At 56.9% G+C, this 14,536-nt stretch carries 9 protein-coding genes and 1 tRNA gene; 9 read left to right on the plus strand and 1 reads right to left on the minus strand.

Annotation, left to right across the window (positions count from 1 at the left end):
• Positions 1–73: 73 nt before the first annotated feature.
• The 9 genes from VEB01_RS04810 to VEB01_RS04850 all read left to right on the plus strand — a co-directional run bounded on the left by VEB01_RS04810 (position 74) and on the right by VEB01_RS04850 (position 14,243).
• Positions 74–1,630 carry an OpgD/OpgG family glucan biosynthesis protein gene (locus tag VEB01_RS04810; RefSeq protein WP_324873296.1) on the plus strand — a complete coding sequence of 519 codons (1,557 nt, stop codon included), beginning with the start codon at positions 74–76 and terminating at the stop codon, positions 1,628–1,630.
• 547 nt (positions 1,631–2,177) lie between these two features.
• Positions 2,178–3,536: a sensor domain-containing diguanylate cyclase gene (locus tag VEB01_RS04815; RefSeq protein WP_324873298.1), complete on the plus strand. Its 1,359-nt coding sequence runs from the start codon at positions 2,178–2,180 to the stop codon at positions 3,534–3,536.
• A gap of 339 nt (positions 3,537–3,875) precedes the next feature.
• Complete coding sequence (locus tag VEB01_RS04820; protein WP_324873300.1) at positions 3,876–4,748, plus strand: HDOD domain-containing protein; 873 nt, start codon at positions 3,876–3,878, stop codon at positions 4,746–4,748.
• A gap of 142 nt (positions 4,749–4,890) precedes the next feature.
• Positions 4,891–5,694 carry a TIGR01458 family HAD-type hydrolase gene (locus tag VEB01_RS04825; protein ID WP_324873301.1) on the plus strand — a complete coding sequence of 268 codons (804 nt, stop codon included), beginning with the start codon at positions 4,891–4,893 and terminating at the stop codon, positions 5,692–5,694.
• Between the two features lie 46 nt (positions 5,695–5,740).
• Positions 5,741–7,072 carry a guanine deaminase gene (gene guaD, locus VEB01_RS04830; RefSeq protein ID WP_324873303.1) on the plus strand — a complete coding sequence of 444 codons (1,332 nt, stop codon included), beginning with the start codon at positions 5,741–5,743 and terminating at the stop codon, positions 7,070–7,072.
• Positions 7,073–7,185: 113 nt separating this feature from the next.
• The gene (locus VEB01_RS04835) at positions 7,186–10,347 is read left to right on the plus strand and encodes a cation-translocating P-type ATPase (RefSeq protein ID WP_324873304.1); all 3,162 of its coding nucleotides are present in this window, start codon (positions 7,186–7,188) and stop codon (positions 10,345–10,347) included.
• The gene (gene metK / locus VEB01_RS04840; RefSeq protein WP_324873305.1) at positions 10,344–11,531 is read left to right on the plus strand and encodes a methionine adenosyltransferase; all 1,188 of its coding nucleotides are present in this window, start codon (positions 10,344–10,346) and stop codon (positions 11,529–11,531) included. The genes VEB01_RS04835 and metK overlap by 4 nt, the downstream gene beginning before the upstream one ends.
• A gap of 125 nt (positions 11,532–11,656) precedes the next feature.
• Positions 11,657–12,766, plus strand: a complete 1,110-nt coding sequence (locus tag VEB01_RS04845; RefSeq protein WP_324873307.1) for a GNAT family N-acetyltransferase/peptidase C39 family protein — start codon at positions 11,657–11,659, stop codon at positions 12,764–12,766.
• Position 12,767: 1 nt separating this feature from the next.
• A complete protein-coding gene (locus tag VEB01_RS04850; RefSeq protein ID WP_324873309.1) occupies positions 12,768–14,243 on the plus strand; it encodes a RimK family protein in 1,476 nt (491 codons plus the stop codon).
• 40 nt (positions 14,244–14,283) lie between these two features.
• Here the strand turns inward: VEB01_RS04850 and VEB01_RS04855 are convergent.
• Positions 14,284–14,359 (minus strand) — tRNA-Thr (locus tag VEB01_RS04855).
• Between the last annotated feature and the right edge of the window lie 177 nt (positions 14,360–14,536).

Below are 14,536 nucleotides of genomic sequence, written 5' to 3' on the forward strand. Positions count from 1 at the left end.
CTCTGGACGTAAAGTCGGAAGATCGTTAGATTGGTTCTTTTCCTTCTCAATGATGTAACACAGAAGTAACAGCATGATGACTCGAAGAGACTTATTGGCGCGTTTGCTGACTTTAGCGGCATGGGGGGCGCTGAGCCCGGCGGCGCTTTACGCTCCTCTCTCGGAAGCTAAAGGTACGGTGGGAGCCAAGCCCTTCAGCAAGAAATGGCTTATCGAGGAAGCCAAGCGGCTTTCTCTGAAACCTTTTGATCCGCCAGAAGAAAAATTGCCGGCGTGGATCGCCGATCTGGATTGGGACGGTTACCAATCGATCCGCTTCAAAAAGGAGCACTCAATTTGGGGTAAAGAAACCCTGCCGTTCCAGGTGAAGCTTTTCCACCTTGGCTTGTTCTTCAAGCACCCGGTCGAAATCTACGAGGTGGTGCATGGCCTCGCGGAGCCCATTCCGTATTCGCCCGATTTGTTCCAGTTCGGGCCGAAACTCGACCTACCCCGAAGAGTCGGCAACATCGGCTTTGCCGGCTTCCGCGTCAATGCCGAGCCGGATTTCGAGCGCGACATGTTCGCCTTCCTCGGGGCAAGTTATTTCCGCGCCGTGGGCGACACCAAGCAATATGGCCTTTCGGCGCGGGGGCTGGCGGTCGACACGGGGCTGCCCCGCCCCGAAGAATTTCCCGAGTTCCGGCGCTTCTGGCTGGAGCGTCCGTCAGCCAAGTCCGAGTTCGTCACCATCCACGCGTTGCTGGACAGCCCGAGCGTCGCCGGCGCCTATACCTTCGTGGTGAATCCGGGCGATACGACGGTCATGGAAATCGAGGCCCACCTGTTCCCGCGCAAGCCTATCGAGCGAATCGGCGTGGCTCCGCTGACGTCCATGTACCAGTATGGCGAGAACGACCGCCGGATGTCCGACGACTTCCGCCCGGAAATCCACGATACCGACGGGCTGGCCCTATGGACCGGCACCGACGAATGGATTTGGCGCCCTCTGGTCAACAGTCCGGTGGTGCGCGCCAACTCGTTCATGGACGTCAACCCCAAAGGATTCGGCCTGTTGCAGCGGGATCGCAACTTCGACCATTACCTGGACGATGGCGCCAATTATCATCTGCGCCCATCCGCCTGGGTGGAACCGATCGACGGATGGGGCCGAGGCGCCGTTCAGCTGATCGAAATCCCGACTCCGGACGAGACTTTCGACAATATCGTCGTTTTTTGGAGCCCCGAGGAGCCGTTCCAGCCGGGCCAAGAGCGGGTGTTCAAGTACCGGCTGCACTGGGGAGAGCCGCCAGCCGCCCCAACCGCGGCCAAAGTCGTCGCAACACGCATTGGGGCGGGGGGCATACCCGGACAAAAGAACCGGATTCCATCCCGCAAGTTCGTCATCGACTTCGAAGGCGGCCGGTTGAGCGGACTGCCGGAAGCCGCCAAGGTCGAGCCGGTCATTACCGCCTCCCGCGGGCAAATCAAACAGCCGGCGGCGCGTCCGTTAAAGGGAACTAACGCCTGGCGTTGCAATTTCGATTTAATAAGCGAAGGCAGCGAACCGATTGATTTGCGTTGCTACCTCCGAGACGAACAGGGGGCGCTAACCGAAACCTGGCTGTACCAGTGGACGCCGCCGGCGTGAGACCGGAAACGACGAAAACTCGATTCTCATAACACGAACTAAAATAAGCTGGTTCACGCCTCATCTTCGGCGGCACAAAAGCGGGCGCCTGACAGGACTCAAGGCGCCCTTGCCGCACCGGCGGAAACGTCCGGCATCTCAACGCCGCAGAATCATATCCGGCCACTATTGCCCCGGCAGTTAAATTAGACTCTCCTCTACAGAAGACTCTCTTTTTAACTTTTATCAAAAACTTGCGCCGACCTGCATTTGGCGGGAATCGTTTTTTTAGCTACCGGGGCGCCAGTAGAAATACTTATGGCTTTTCACGCCCATCATTTCATACTACACGCGGCGAACTTATCGATGTCACAAATGCAGTTCGTTCCGCGTGTTCTCTTATGGATACTGGATCGCCGGGATGAAAGGACTACAATTCCCCATACTAAACTGGATCTCTTGGACTCTGGGCATTCTTGGGCTCGTCGCTCTCTCGATTTTAATGATCGAGAACGGCGGCTTTTTACGTGTTACCGCGGAAGATTTCTCCAGGTATCGGGTTTTGGACATGGCTGGCCCAATCTCGATCATCGCGCTGGTTGCAATTCTCGCCAAGCACCTCATCCAAACAACAAGTGCCTCCACCGATTCTCACGGAAACCTCGACGCGATTCTGGAGCAGTCACCCGCAGCCATCTGCGTAACCGAATTTACCGATAGCCGTTGCGTGTATGCCAACCGCGCCGCTTGCGACTTATTGGGCTATACGCCCGGAGATTGCAGTCAGGTCGATATCGAATCCATGATCGCAGAGGAGGACTGTTCCGCCCAACAGTTACGCTTAGAAGCTCTGACATCCGGCGATATAGCGCGAAGCGCGCTGACGGTGAGACGTAAAGACGGAAGCCTTCTAGCGGCCGATGTAAGCGTCCGAATGATCGATGGTGGAAAGTTTGTGTGGTGTCTCGCCGATATCACGGAACAGAAGAACACCGAAGACGCACTTCGAAATGAGGTCAAATTCACCGATGATTTGATAAAAAGCTTGCCCGGCATCTTCTATCTGGCGGACAAAGACGGCCGATTTCTGCGCTGGAACGCCAATTTCGAGGCAATGTCCGGCTATTCGGCGGGAGAGCTGGAACGTGCGCACCCGCTGGATTTTATTCCCGAAGACGATAAGCATGCTTTTGTCGGGGGTAACCTCATCGAAATGTTCACGACGGGCAGGTCCCTTGCCGAATCCTACTTCCTGACCAAAGATCGGCAGCGAATCCCGTTTTTCTTCACCGGCACAAAAGCCAAGCTGGGGCAGAACGACTGCCTCCTCGGTGTCGGCCTCGACATCACCTCACGTAAGACAGCCGAGGAACAGATTTACTACCTGGCGCACTACGACGCACTTACGAATCTCCCGAACAGAATTCTGTTCAACGACCGGATCAGCCATACGCTGTCTTTCGCCAGCCGATACGGACAGCAGTTCGCCGTCCTATTCGTCGATTTGGACTCTTTTAAGGAAATTAACGACACTCAGGGGCACAACACGGGAGACGTCGTCCTCCAGCAAGCCGCGCTTCGGATCTCCCAGAGCCTACGCGAAAGCGATACAGTCGCCCGTATTGGCGGAGATGAATTTCTGGTACTGCTTCCGGGAATTTCCGGAGCCGAGGAAGCCTGCATCGTCGCGGACAAAATCCTAACCGCCGTAACTCACCCGATAGATGTGGACGGCTCGGAAATCATCGTCTCTTCGAGCATCGGCATCTCGATTTTCCCTGATCATGGCAGCGATAATCATAGCCTGGTCAAAGCGGCCGACGAAGCAATGTATCACGCCAAACGCTCCGGCAAGAACCGTTACCATCTCAAGCGAGACGCTATGCCGCCAAGCGATTCGGTAGCGAAGCATTTGAGGCATTGTTGAGAGCGCCTCCGGCAGCCGGTCTTGCAACCGTTCGGATGTACCGATCCGTACGGGCCATAAATTAATCTCACCAGCGGCTGAAGCGTGTGGCAAGCCGATCAATCTCTCCAGCCAATAAGTAACCGCTCTGTTCACCCTATATTCGGAATAGAGCGCGGATGCTTTTCGCAAGGCGACTACACTTTCTACATCGCCCATCCGCCTCGCAGACTAGATCAGACGTCCCATGCCTCAGGAATTGCCCTGTGTACGCGGGAATTTGGGCCGAATGCTAGGCTTACCCGGCGAAAAAAAATAATGATGCGCCAGCGTCAAAACCATCACCGACAGGTTAAATCGATGACAGCCCAATCGCTCGCTAAAGAAGTGAAGACGCTCGTTTCTCTACCCGAGGTGACTATAAGATTGACGCAACTGCTGGAGTCTCCCAACTCGACCAATGGTGCGATTGGTGAAGTCATCATCAACGATCCGGCCTTAACCGCGAGATTGCTGAAGTTGGCGAATAGTGCATTTACCGGCTTGCCGTACAAGGTGGAAACCGTTTCCCAAGCGATCCCAATACTTGGCCGAGAGGCCATCAGAGATCTGGTGCTGGCTACGTCCGTAGCGAGTACGTTTAGGGGGATTCCTCCGGAATTGGTGGATATGGAGCGTTTCTGGCTCAACAGCATCTCCTGCGGTGTAATTACGCGCTCCTTGGCCTTTCGCTGCCGGATTTTCGAAAACGAACTGCTATTCTTAGCCGGACTGTTGCACAAGGTAGGCCGTCTGGTTTTTTATTCCTGCCGCCCGGATCAATACCGGCATGTTCTGGAAGCCAGCAATCACGGCGAAGACGCCATCAACCAAGCGGAGCAACGGATTTTTGGCTTTGCTCACGCGGAACTCGGAGCCGAACTGCTGAGGAACTGGAAACTGTCGGAACGTCTTCAAATGGCTGTGGCGCATTATTTGGCTCCCAAGGAAGCCCCGGCGAATCATCGAAAAAACGCTGCGCTCATCCATGTGGCGAGTGCCTTGGCGGCCAGCATCGAACCCAGCGTCAATCCGAGCGACGTGATGAGTACCGAAAAGACAGGATTCGATAAGGGCGCCTGGGAATTGCTCGGACTGTCCTTGGAAACGATTCCCGGCATCATTCAGGATGCCTGGGTTCAGGCCTTCGAAGTTTTCGAGATCATCAAGCCGAGCTTCGCTGTCATTCACTGATCGAGCCCCCGGAACTGATAGTTTGCCAATGCGTCCGTTGTTGCGGCGCGCTTCTTCGTCGACTCAGTCCCATTAACGCAATTGCGGAATAACGCATAATACCGGACCATAAAACCGGAATGGCCAACCCTTCCGGTATCGCATGAACTCCGAACTCCACTCGTCAAATCCGATGCGCAACATCAAAGGCATCCTGTTCGACCTGGACGGTGTACTTTACGTTGGGTCCCGCACTATCGAAGGTGCTCCGGAAACTGTCAGGCGCATTCGTGCCAGGGGCTATCCGATTCGTGTCATAACCAACACCAGCACACAGTCGCTGGCTTCGCTGCATAGCAAACTGCTGAAACTCGGATTCGGCATCGAATGCGCTGAAATCCTCAGCGCTCCGCAGGCGGTTTTGCGGTATCTGAAACGGTGCGGTAGCCCGCCCTGCACCCTGCTGTTGGCCGAGGACGTAAAGAGCGACTTCGCCGATATCGACGAGGTGGATATTGACGAAGCCGAATGTATCGTCGTTGGCGATATCGGCGAAGCCTGGACTTACAATTTGCTCAACCGAGTGTTTGACCGGCTAATACAGGGTGCCAAGCTCATCGCCGTCCACAAAAACCGATTCTGGCAAACCGAAACGGGTTTAAAAATGGATATCGGCGGGTTCGTCGCGGCACTGGAATATTGCAGCGGCGTCCGGGCAACGGTAATGGGGAAGCCATCTCCGGATTTCTTCCGGATAGCGCTACAGGATATGGGATTAAAGGCACGGGAGGCTGCCGTCGTCGGTGACGATATCGATTCCGATATCGGCGGCGGCCAAAAGGCCGGGCTAACGGGCATCCTGGTCAAAACCGGCAAATATCGAGCAAGCTATGTGAACGCCTCATCGATTCATCCCGACAAAATCATTGATTCCGTGAACGAATTGCCGGCGCTGTTGGACCTCTAATTGACGTGACGAGGTGGAGAGGCCAGAAACAATCGAGACGTCAGCCATGACTCCCATAACGATACACACCGGCACTATCGCCCATCTGCGCGGTGATCCGTTTGCAGGGGAAGGCGCCTTGGAAATCATCGAGCGCGGTGCGCTGGCGATAAACCTTTCGGGCCGGATTGCCTCGCTCGGGGAGCGCAAGTCCGTGCTCGCCGCACTTCCGCAAAGCGAAATTATCGACCACGGCAGCGCTTGGATCATACCCGGCCTCATCGATGCGCATCTGCATTTCCCGCAATTCTATGCGACCGCTGGGTTGGGGAAGGGCTTGCTGGATTGGCTTGAGAACACGATCTATCCGGCCGAGGCAAGCTTCGCCTGCGAATCTTTTGCCAGGGAGGCTGCACAACACTTCGTCGAGCGTCTGTTAGCCTGCGGAACAACCACGGCCATGGTATTCGGCTCGCAGTTCTATGAAGCCAACGTCGCGCTGTTCGATGCAGCCAGGCAATCCGGCATTCGACTAATCGCCGGAATGACGTTGATGGACCGGAACGCACCGCACCCTCTGCTCCGAACAGCCGAACAGTCTATCGATGAGATCGAAAAGCTCATCGGAGTGTGCCAGAGTGCCCCCCTGCTCCACTACGCCATCACACCACGCTTCGCACTGTCCTGTTCGCCCGAGTTGCTGGAAATGTGTAGCACGCTGCTAAGAGGTCACCCCGAATGCTATCTCCAAACCCACATCAACGAGACCCGTTCGGAAATTGCCGCGGTACGAGCCGCATTTCCCCGAAGTCGCCACTATCTGGACGTTTACGATAGCTTCGGGCTCATCGCAGAACGCACAGTGCTGGCACACAGCCTCTACACCACAGAAACGGAAATGGACCGGATGGCTGAAGCATCCTGTGCCGTATGTCACTGCCCCACCAGCAACGCCTATCTCGGGAGCGGTTTGTTTCCGCTGCAAGAGCACTTACGACACGGCATTCGGGTAGCCGTGGGTACGGATATCGGCGCCGGTACGCAGTTCTCCGTGTGGCGGGAACTGTCCGAAACCTATAAAGTTCAGCAATTACAGGGCTTTTGCTTGAACGCCGAGCGACTACTCTATCTCGCGACCTTGGGCGGAGCAAAAGCACTTAGACTTGAGAATGAAGCCGGAAATTTCGAGCCGGGCAAGAGCGCCGATTTTTTTGTGCTGAAGCACGGGGAAGATCGATACCTTTCCGCTCGGTTGGCTCGATGCGAAAACTTGATGGAACAGCTCTTTTGCCTGTTGCAATTGGCGGATGAGCGGCACATACATTCAACCTATGTTCATGGGCGTATAGCGGCACCGTACAGGAAACCCGATCCCCTGGAAAATGTCATATTTCGGTAACCTGCCCTAAATAGACTTGTTCGTTGCCCGCCCAGAACTGATAACCGCAGAAGGACAGTGACGCCTTATTCCGGCACTTATCCGATGTCCGCCCTTGCGGAACGAGTTTCCCGATGAACGGTACGCTCGATCAAAGCGCCATCCGCCAAATTCATTTCTCCAAGCAAAGCCCCGCAGGGCTTATCCTGATTACGCTCGTCCATCATGGCGCCCCCGGCCGGATTCGGGTTAAGGTCCGCGGGCTTTATCGATCGGAAATCATGAAGCAGGCTCTCGAGGAACTTCCGGGCAAGAGCCGATTGTTCGACTCCGTAAGCGCCAATCCGCTTACCGGCAGCGCCTTGATCCGGTTCGAGCCCGATCGACCTATCGACCGTATTGTGAATGAACTGGAACGGTGCGCCCGCTCGCAGTGGACGCCCATCGCCGTCGCTCAGTCTAAGGCAAAATCCAAGGCAGCTGGGTTCGAAAAACCGGGCGGCGTGACTCGAAGCCTTCTAGCCCACCTGAGTCAAAAGCTAAAGAGCGATCATAGCAAACGAGAGACACAGGATACCGGACGCTCCAAGGCCATCTTTGAAGCCGCCGCAGGTCCACCCCGTCAGAGTTTCCACTCTGTCGAAAGCAGTGCCGTGCTAGAGGCACTCAGCAGCCGCGAGCAGGGCCTTCGTGCGGACGATGCCGAATCCCGACTGCTCCGCTACGGGCCGAACGTCTTGAGCGTACAAAAGCCGCGCTCGGCCTTGGCTATGATTGCCGGCCAGTTCATGAATCCGCCGGTCGCGCTGCTCGGCCTCTCGGCGGCGGTCTCGATCGCCACGGGCGGCGTCGCCGACGCCCTGGTGATCCTGAGTGTGACGGTGATCAACGCCGCCATCGGCTATGTCACGGAGAGCAAGGCCGAGCGAATCATCGGCAGCCTGGGCCAGCTGACACCAGCCCGGGCACTCGTCGTTCGGGACGCCAATCGGACGGACATTGCGCTCGAAGCCGTGGTGCCCGGCGATATTCTGGTGCTCGAACCCGGCTTCTACATCCCGGCGGATGGACGGCTCGTCTCGAGCAACCGCCTCACGGTAGACGAATCGGCGCTCACCGGGGAAAGCCTGCCGATCAGCAAGCATCATAGCTTTTTGGCGGCTGCGGATACGCCTCTGGCGGACCGGAAGAACATGGTGCACCGCGGCACCGTCGTCACCGGCGGCAGCGGCCTCGCCGTTGCCGTCTGCACCGGCACGCACACCGAAATCGGCGTGATTCAGTCCTTAGTGGGCGAGATCAAACCGCCGGAGACACCGCTCCAGCGCCAGTTGAACGGGATGGGGACGCAGCTCGCCCTGTTGTCCGGCGGCGTCTGCACCTTCATGTTCGGGCTTGGTCTGCTGCGCGGTTTCGGCGGGCTGCAAATGTTGAAGTCGTCCATCTCCCTCGCGGTAGCCGCGGTGCCGGAAGGATTGCCGGCGGTGGCGACCACCACCTTGGCCCTCGGCATTCAGGAAATGCAGCGGCGCAAAGTGCTGGTGCGGCAATTGCCCGCGGTGGAGGGGCTGGGCTCGATCCAAACCCTGTGCCTGGACAAGACCGGGACGCTTACCGAGAACCGGATGCGCGCCGTCAGCATCGAACTGCCGGACGCTTCCGTGACCCGTGCCAACGGCACATTGCTCCTGAACAATGAGCCCCTCGATTTGACTGAGCAGGAAGACCTCAAACGCCTGCTTGAGATCGTCTGCCTGTGCAGCGAGGTCAAGCTGCTTGAACATGGGGGCAACCTGCAACTCGACGGCTCGCCCACCGAGTCCGCTTTGGTCGACATCGCACTCATGGCTGGCGAAGACATTAAGTCAGTGCGCGAGCGCCATCCGCTCCTCAAAACGGTGCACCGCGCCGAAGACCGGCCTTACATGGCCACAGCCCACGGCCATGGCGACGGCGAACATCTCATCGCCGTCAAGGGCAGCCCCGCGGACGTGCTCGGCCTGTGCACGCATCGCTTGGACCGCGGCGTCCGGGTTGACCTGGACGAGGCGCAGCGAAACGCCATTCTGGCGCAAAACGAAGCCATGGCAGGGCAAGCCCTTAGGGTGCTGGGCGTGGCCTTCGGCCACTCGGCGGAAACGTCGACCGCCGCCATCACCCAAAACCTGGTCTGGCTGGGCCTGGTCGGCATGGAAGACACCCTCCGGGAGGGGATGAACAAATTGATGGCAAAATTCCATGAAGCCGGAATCAACACGGTGATGATTACGGGCGATCAGAGCACCACCGCCTTCTCCGTCGGCAAACGCTTGGGACTGAACGGCGATAGGCCGCTCGAAATCGTTGATTCCACCAGCCTGGACAAGCTCGACCCGGATCTGCTCGCGGGCATCGTCAACGATACCACGGTCTTCGCGCGGGTCAGCCCGGCGCACAAGCTCCGGATCGTCCAGGCGCTGCAACAGGCCGGACGCGTGGTGGCCATGACCGGCGACGGCATCAATGACGGTCCGGCCTTAAAAGCGGCCGACGTGGGCGTGGCGCTCGGCGAGCGCGGCACCGAGGTGGCCCGGTCGGTCGCCGATGTGGTGTTGGAAGACGACAACCTGCACACCATGATCGCCGCCGTGGAGCAGGGACGAACCATTTATGCGAACATCCGAAAAAGCCTGCGTTTCCTGCTCTCCAGCAATTTGAGCGAAATCGAAATCATGTTGATGGGCACCGCGGCCGGCGCGGGGGAAGTGCTGAATCCCATGCAACTGCTGTGGATCAACCTGTTGACGGATATCCTGCCCGGTCTCGGCTTGGCGCTCGAACCGCCCGAGCAGGACGTGTTGCGACAATCGCCCCGCGATCCGGCGGAGCCGATTATTCGCCGCACCGACGCCTTCAAGCTCGCGCGCGAATCACTGGTCCTCACCGGCGGCTCTATGGCGGTTTACGGCTATAGCCTGACCCGGTATGGATTGGGCCCCGCTGCCAGTACCAATGCGTTTATGACCATCACGCTCGCTCAGTTGCTGCACGCCATCAGCTGCCGCTCGGAGCACACCAGCGTGTTCGACAAGCACAAACGGCCGCCTAACCGGCTCTTGAATGCCGCGTTGATCGGTTCAGCCGCGCTGCAAGTCGGGGCGGCCTTTTTACCTCCCCTCCGCAAGCTGCTGCGACTGTCTCCGATCGCCCCCCTCGACTGGCTGGCGATTGCCGCAGGTGCAACAACGCCGTTTCTGGTCAATGAAGGGGTCAAGCGGTTGCAACACGGGTCACACCGAGAAGAGGGACGATCATGAAAAAGAGCTTTTTGTTTACCTCCGAGTCGGTGGCCGAAGGCCACCCGGACCGGCTCTGCGACACCATCAGCGACGCTATCGTCGATCGCTTCCTGCAGCAGGATCCTTACTCGCATGTCGTGACCGAGTGCGCCTTGTCGAAGGGGATCGTGTTCGTCGCCGCCCGTTTCGCGTCGAAAGCGACGGTGGACATTCCCGATCTGGCGCGAGAGGTCGTGGGTGCGGTCGGGTATCGCAAGGAAGACTTCAACGCCGCCGAGTGCACGGTGGTCACCAGTCTGATGGCCCAGCCGCTCGATCAACGTTATGAATGGGACGAGCGGGAGCTGACCGAAAAGGAGCTGGATCGGATCACCGTCCGCAACCAGATCACCCAGTTCGGGTTCGCCTGCAACCAGACCGCCGAACTGATGCCGTTCCCCATTACCATGGCCAATCGCCTGGCCCGGCAGCTGACCGCGGTACGTGAAGGCAAAACCATTCCCTATTTGTCTCCCGACTGCACCACTCAAGTTGGCGTGGCATTCGAGAACGGCAAACCCAAAAGGATTCAAAGCATCACCCTGATCGCCGGCTATCAAGGGGGAAACCTGATCGACGCCGCCGCGCTTCGCGCCGACCTGCTCCAATACGTCGTCGGCCCGGTCTTCGAGAGCGAAGCCATCCGGCCGGACGATGAGACCGATATTTTCATCAACCCGCGGGGCATTTTCCCGAAGAGCGGTCCCGCGGCCCACTCGGGCATGACCGGGCGGAAGAGCGCGAGCGACACCTATGGTGGCTATGCGCGGCACTCGGGGTCGGCCTTGTCCGGCAAGGACCCGTGTCGGATCGACCGGGTCGGCGCCTATGTCGCCCGCTATGCCGCCAAGAACGTGGTTGCCGCCGGGCTCGCGGACGAATGCGAAGTCCAGCTGAGCTACACCATTGGCCAGGCGCGGCCGGTCAGCCTTCAGGTGCGCACCCACGGCACCGCCATTATCGCCGAAGGCCTCATCGAAAGCCGGCTGAGCGAGTGCATCGATTTCCGCCTGGGGGCGATTATCCGGGATTTCGGCCTCCGCCATCTGCCGGCCCGCCACAAAACCGGCTTCTATCGGATGCTCCCCGCCCACGGCCATGTCGGCGCCTCGTTCACCGACCTGCCTTGGGAACGCATCGACATAGAGAATCGGCTCCGTTGATCGTTGAACGGCCGCCGGCTCGTTCGCCGGACTACTTTCAGTCTTAGCGGTCACTATTTTTCGGGTAATATGTCCGAGCTGAATCGCCTTACACCTTTTTCGACGTCTTGCCTCCACAACGCTTCATGATTCGCGCAGCCAACTTGGACGATCTGGACGCCCTTGTTCGGATCGAAGACCGATGCTTCGATATCGACCGCATTTCGCGACGCAACTTCCGCTATCTTCTCACCAAGGCAAATGCGACAACCGTCGTGGATGTTCAAAGGGGAATCATTCGCGGATATTCCATGGTGCTGTTCCATACCGGTACGTCGTTGGCTCGCTTGTATTCCTACGCGGTCGATACGCCCTATCGCGGCCAGGGAATAGGGCGGAATCTGGTGGAGGCATCGGAAGGCTTGGCGTTGGACCGGGAGTGCGTAACCTTGCGGCTCGAAGTGCGGCGCGACAATCTGCCTTCGATCAAACTTTTCGAGGGGCTCGGCTACCGCTATTTGGAGAGCGTACCCGACTACTACGAGGATCACGCCTCGGCCTTGCGCTTCGAAAAAATGCTGGCGCCCCACCTGAATCCGGAACTGGCGCGGGTGCCTTACTACCAGCAGACCTTGGATTTCACCTGCGGGCCGGCGTCCCTGATGATGGCCATGAGGACCTTGCAAACCGATTTGGAACTACACCGAAAGCTGGAATTGAGGATCTGGCGCGAATCAACCACCGTTTTCATGACGTCTGGACACGGCGGCTGCGGCCCTTATGGATTGGCGCTTTCAGCCTATCACCGAGGCTTCGATGTCGAAGTATTTGTCAACGACGAGGGCGCACTCTTCATTACTTCGGTACGCGACCCCGAAAAGCGGGAGGTAATGCAAGTCGTACAGGAAGATTTTCTGGACGAGTTAAAGAAGCTGCCGGTAAAGATTGTATACGGCGCGCTCAATTACAATGAACTGCAAGAAAAAATGGAACAAGGCGGTATACCGGTGGTACTCATAAGCTCGTACCGGCTCTATCAGGAAAAGTTTCCCCATTGGATCGTGGTAACGGGTTTCGATGAACATTATTTCTACGTGCACGATCCGTATGTCGACTACGCCGCAGGAAAAACGTCCACCGACTGCATCAATATGCCCATCCATAAAAAGGATTTTCAACGGATGGCTCGTTACGGCAAAACCGGCCAGAAATCGGTTTTAATCCTTCGCAAGGCAAAATCGCGCCGGCGTCACTGACATGTCAGTCCACATTGTCGTTGTAGAAAGCCTGAAGGACTGGCAGGCGGATTATCCGCGTGTGCAGGTCGTCGCAGCACGCGACTACTTGTCAAAGGCGGAGTACCTGAAAACCAAAGACATCCGCGTCATTAACCTGTGTCGCAGCTATCGCTATCTTAGCACCGGGTATTTTTGCTCTCTGCTGGCGGAACCCCGCAGCCACCGGGTCATTCCGACCGTAAGAACCCTCACCAGCCTCAGCAGCAAAGCTATTTATAGCCTTAATATCGAGGATCTTAGCGGCGTTATCCAGAAACGATTCAAGAAACGCGAACGCGAAATCGACCAGACTTTCGAGTTGCCGATTTTCTTCGGTCGCAGCGAAGATCCAAATCTGCAGGATCTTTCTCGGCAAATCTTCGACTTATTTCAATGTCCATTGCTCAAGGTCGAGTTCCGCTATCAGGGCAAGTGGCATATCGATACCGTAAAGCCTATGCATCTCACGGGATCGCTGAGCGAACCGAACCGGCAACTCTTCATCGACGCCTTGAACGGCTATCTCGCCAAACCATGGCGCGCGCCTCGCATCAGGAACACGTCCCGTTACGACTTGGCCGTATTGCGTAATGCAGCGGAAATCATGCCCCCATCCAATGCCGGCGCCCTACAAAAATTCGTCAAAGCCGGGAAAAAGCACGGGGTCGATGTAGAACTGATTGAGAGGAAGGATTACGAGCGGCTAGCCGAATACGATGCCCTTTTTATCCGCGAAACTACCAACATCGATCACTACACATACCGATTCGCGAAAAAGGCACAGATTGAAGGCATGGTGGTCATGGACGATCCGGACTCCATCCTGAAGTGCGCCAACAAGGTATATTTAGCTGAACTGATGGCCGCGAACCGCATTCCAACACCGAAAAGCAGCATTCTGCAAAAGGGACATGTTGAATCCGTAGATGGCAACATCGGCTTCCCCGTAGTGCTAAAGATCCCGGACGGCTCGTTTTCTCGTGGTGTTTTCAAAGCTGACAACGAGAAGGAATTCAAAACGCTTACGGAGAAACTATTCAAGGAGTCCGATCTGATCCTCGCCCAGGAGTTCGTTTATACGGAATTTGACTGGCGAATAGGCATCCTAAATCGACAGCCATTGTTCGCCTGTCAGTACTACATGTCTCGCGCCCATTGGCAGGTTGTCAGACACCGGGCGTCGGGAAAAGCGGTGGAAGGAAACTTTAGAACTTTGGCTATTGAAGAGACTCCAAACGCTGTCGTCGATACCGCCCTGGCTATTGCCAAGTTGATTGGAGACGGGCTTTACGGGGTCGACCTGAAACAAACCGAGAACGGCGTATGCGTTATCGAAATAAATGACAACCCGAACATCGATGCAGGCATTGAAGATCAAGTCCTAGGCGACAGACTCTATCAACTTATCATCGCCGAATTCGTACGGCGCTTAGATATCCGACGACAACGTCGTTAAACGAGCCCCACTCGGTTAAAGGGGCTTAAGGCGGGAAGCGTGGAGCTGGCGAGAGGATTCGAACCCCCGACCGGCTGATTACAAATCAGCTGCTCTACCGACTGAGCTACGCCAGCAATGGGGACACACAAGATTAGTGCATTTAATTATAACACTAGGTTCTGTTGACATTTCAACGCAACCAGATGAGTGCTGAGACGAAGCGAAGAAAGCCCATGAAGTTACGCTGCAATTTTTCGAAGCGGGCAAAGATTCTTCGGAAGTGTTTGATTTTGCCAAAGAAGCATTCGATC

Source organism: Methylocaldum sp., assembly GCF_035627495.1.
GTDB lineage: Bacteria > Pseudomonadota > Gammaproteobacteria > Methylococcales > Methylococcaceae > Methylocaldum.

Bases quoted from the DNA above. Each gene is read 5' to 3' on its own strand.
- VEB01_RS04815 (WP_324873298.1), top strand. From the start codon at position 2,178: ATGGCTGGCCCAATCTCGATCATCGCGCTGGTTGCAATTCTCGCCAAG.
- VEB01_RS04820 (WP_324873300.1), top strand. From the start codon at position 3,876: ATGACAGCCCAATCGCTCGCTAAAGAAGTGAAGACGCTCGTTTCTCTA.
- VEB01_RS04850 (WP_324873309.1), top strand. From the start codon at position 12,768: ATGTCAGTCCACATTGTCGTTGTAGAAAGCCTGAAGGACTGGCAGGCG.
- metK (WP_324873305.1), top strand. From the start codon at position 10,344: ATGAAAAAGAGCTTTTTGTTTACCTCCGAGTCGGTGGCCGAAGGCCAC.
- VEB01_RS04825 (WP_324873301.1), top strand. From the start codon at position 4,891: ATGAACTCCGAACTCCACTCGTCAAATCCGATGCGCAACATCAAAGGC.
- guaD (WP_324873303.1), top strand. From the start codon at position 5,741: ATGACTCCCATAACGATACACACCGGCACTATCGCCCATCTGCGCGGT.
- VEB01_RS04810 (WP_324873296.1), top strand. From the start codon at position 74: ATGATGACTCGAAGAGACTTATTGGCGCGTTTGCTGACTTTAGCGGCA.
- VEB01_RS04835 (WP_324873304.1), top strand. From the start codon at position 7,186: ATGAACGGTACGCTCGATCAAAGCGCCATCCGCCAAATTCATTTCTCC.
- VEB01_RS04845 (WP_324873307.1), top strand. From the start codon at position 11,657: ATGATTCGCGCAGCCAACTTGGACGATCTGGACGCCCTTGTTCGGATC.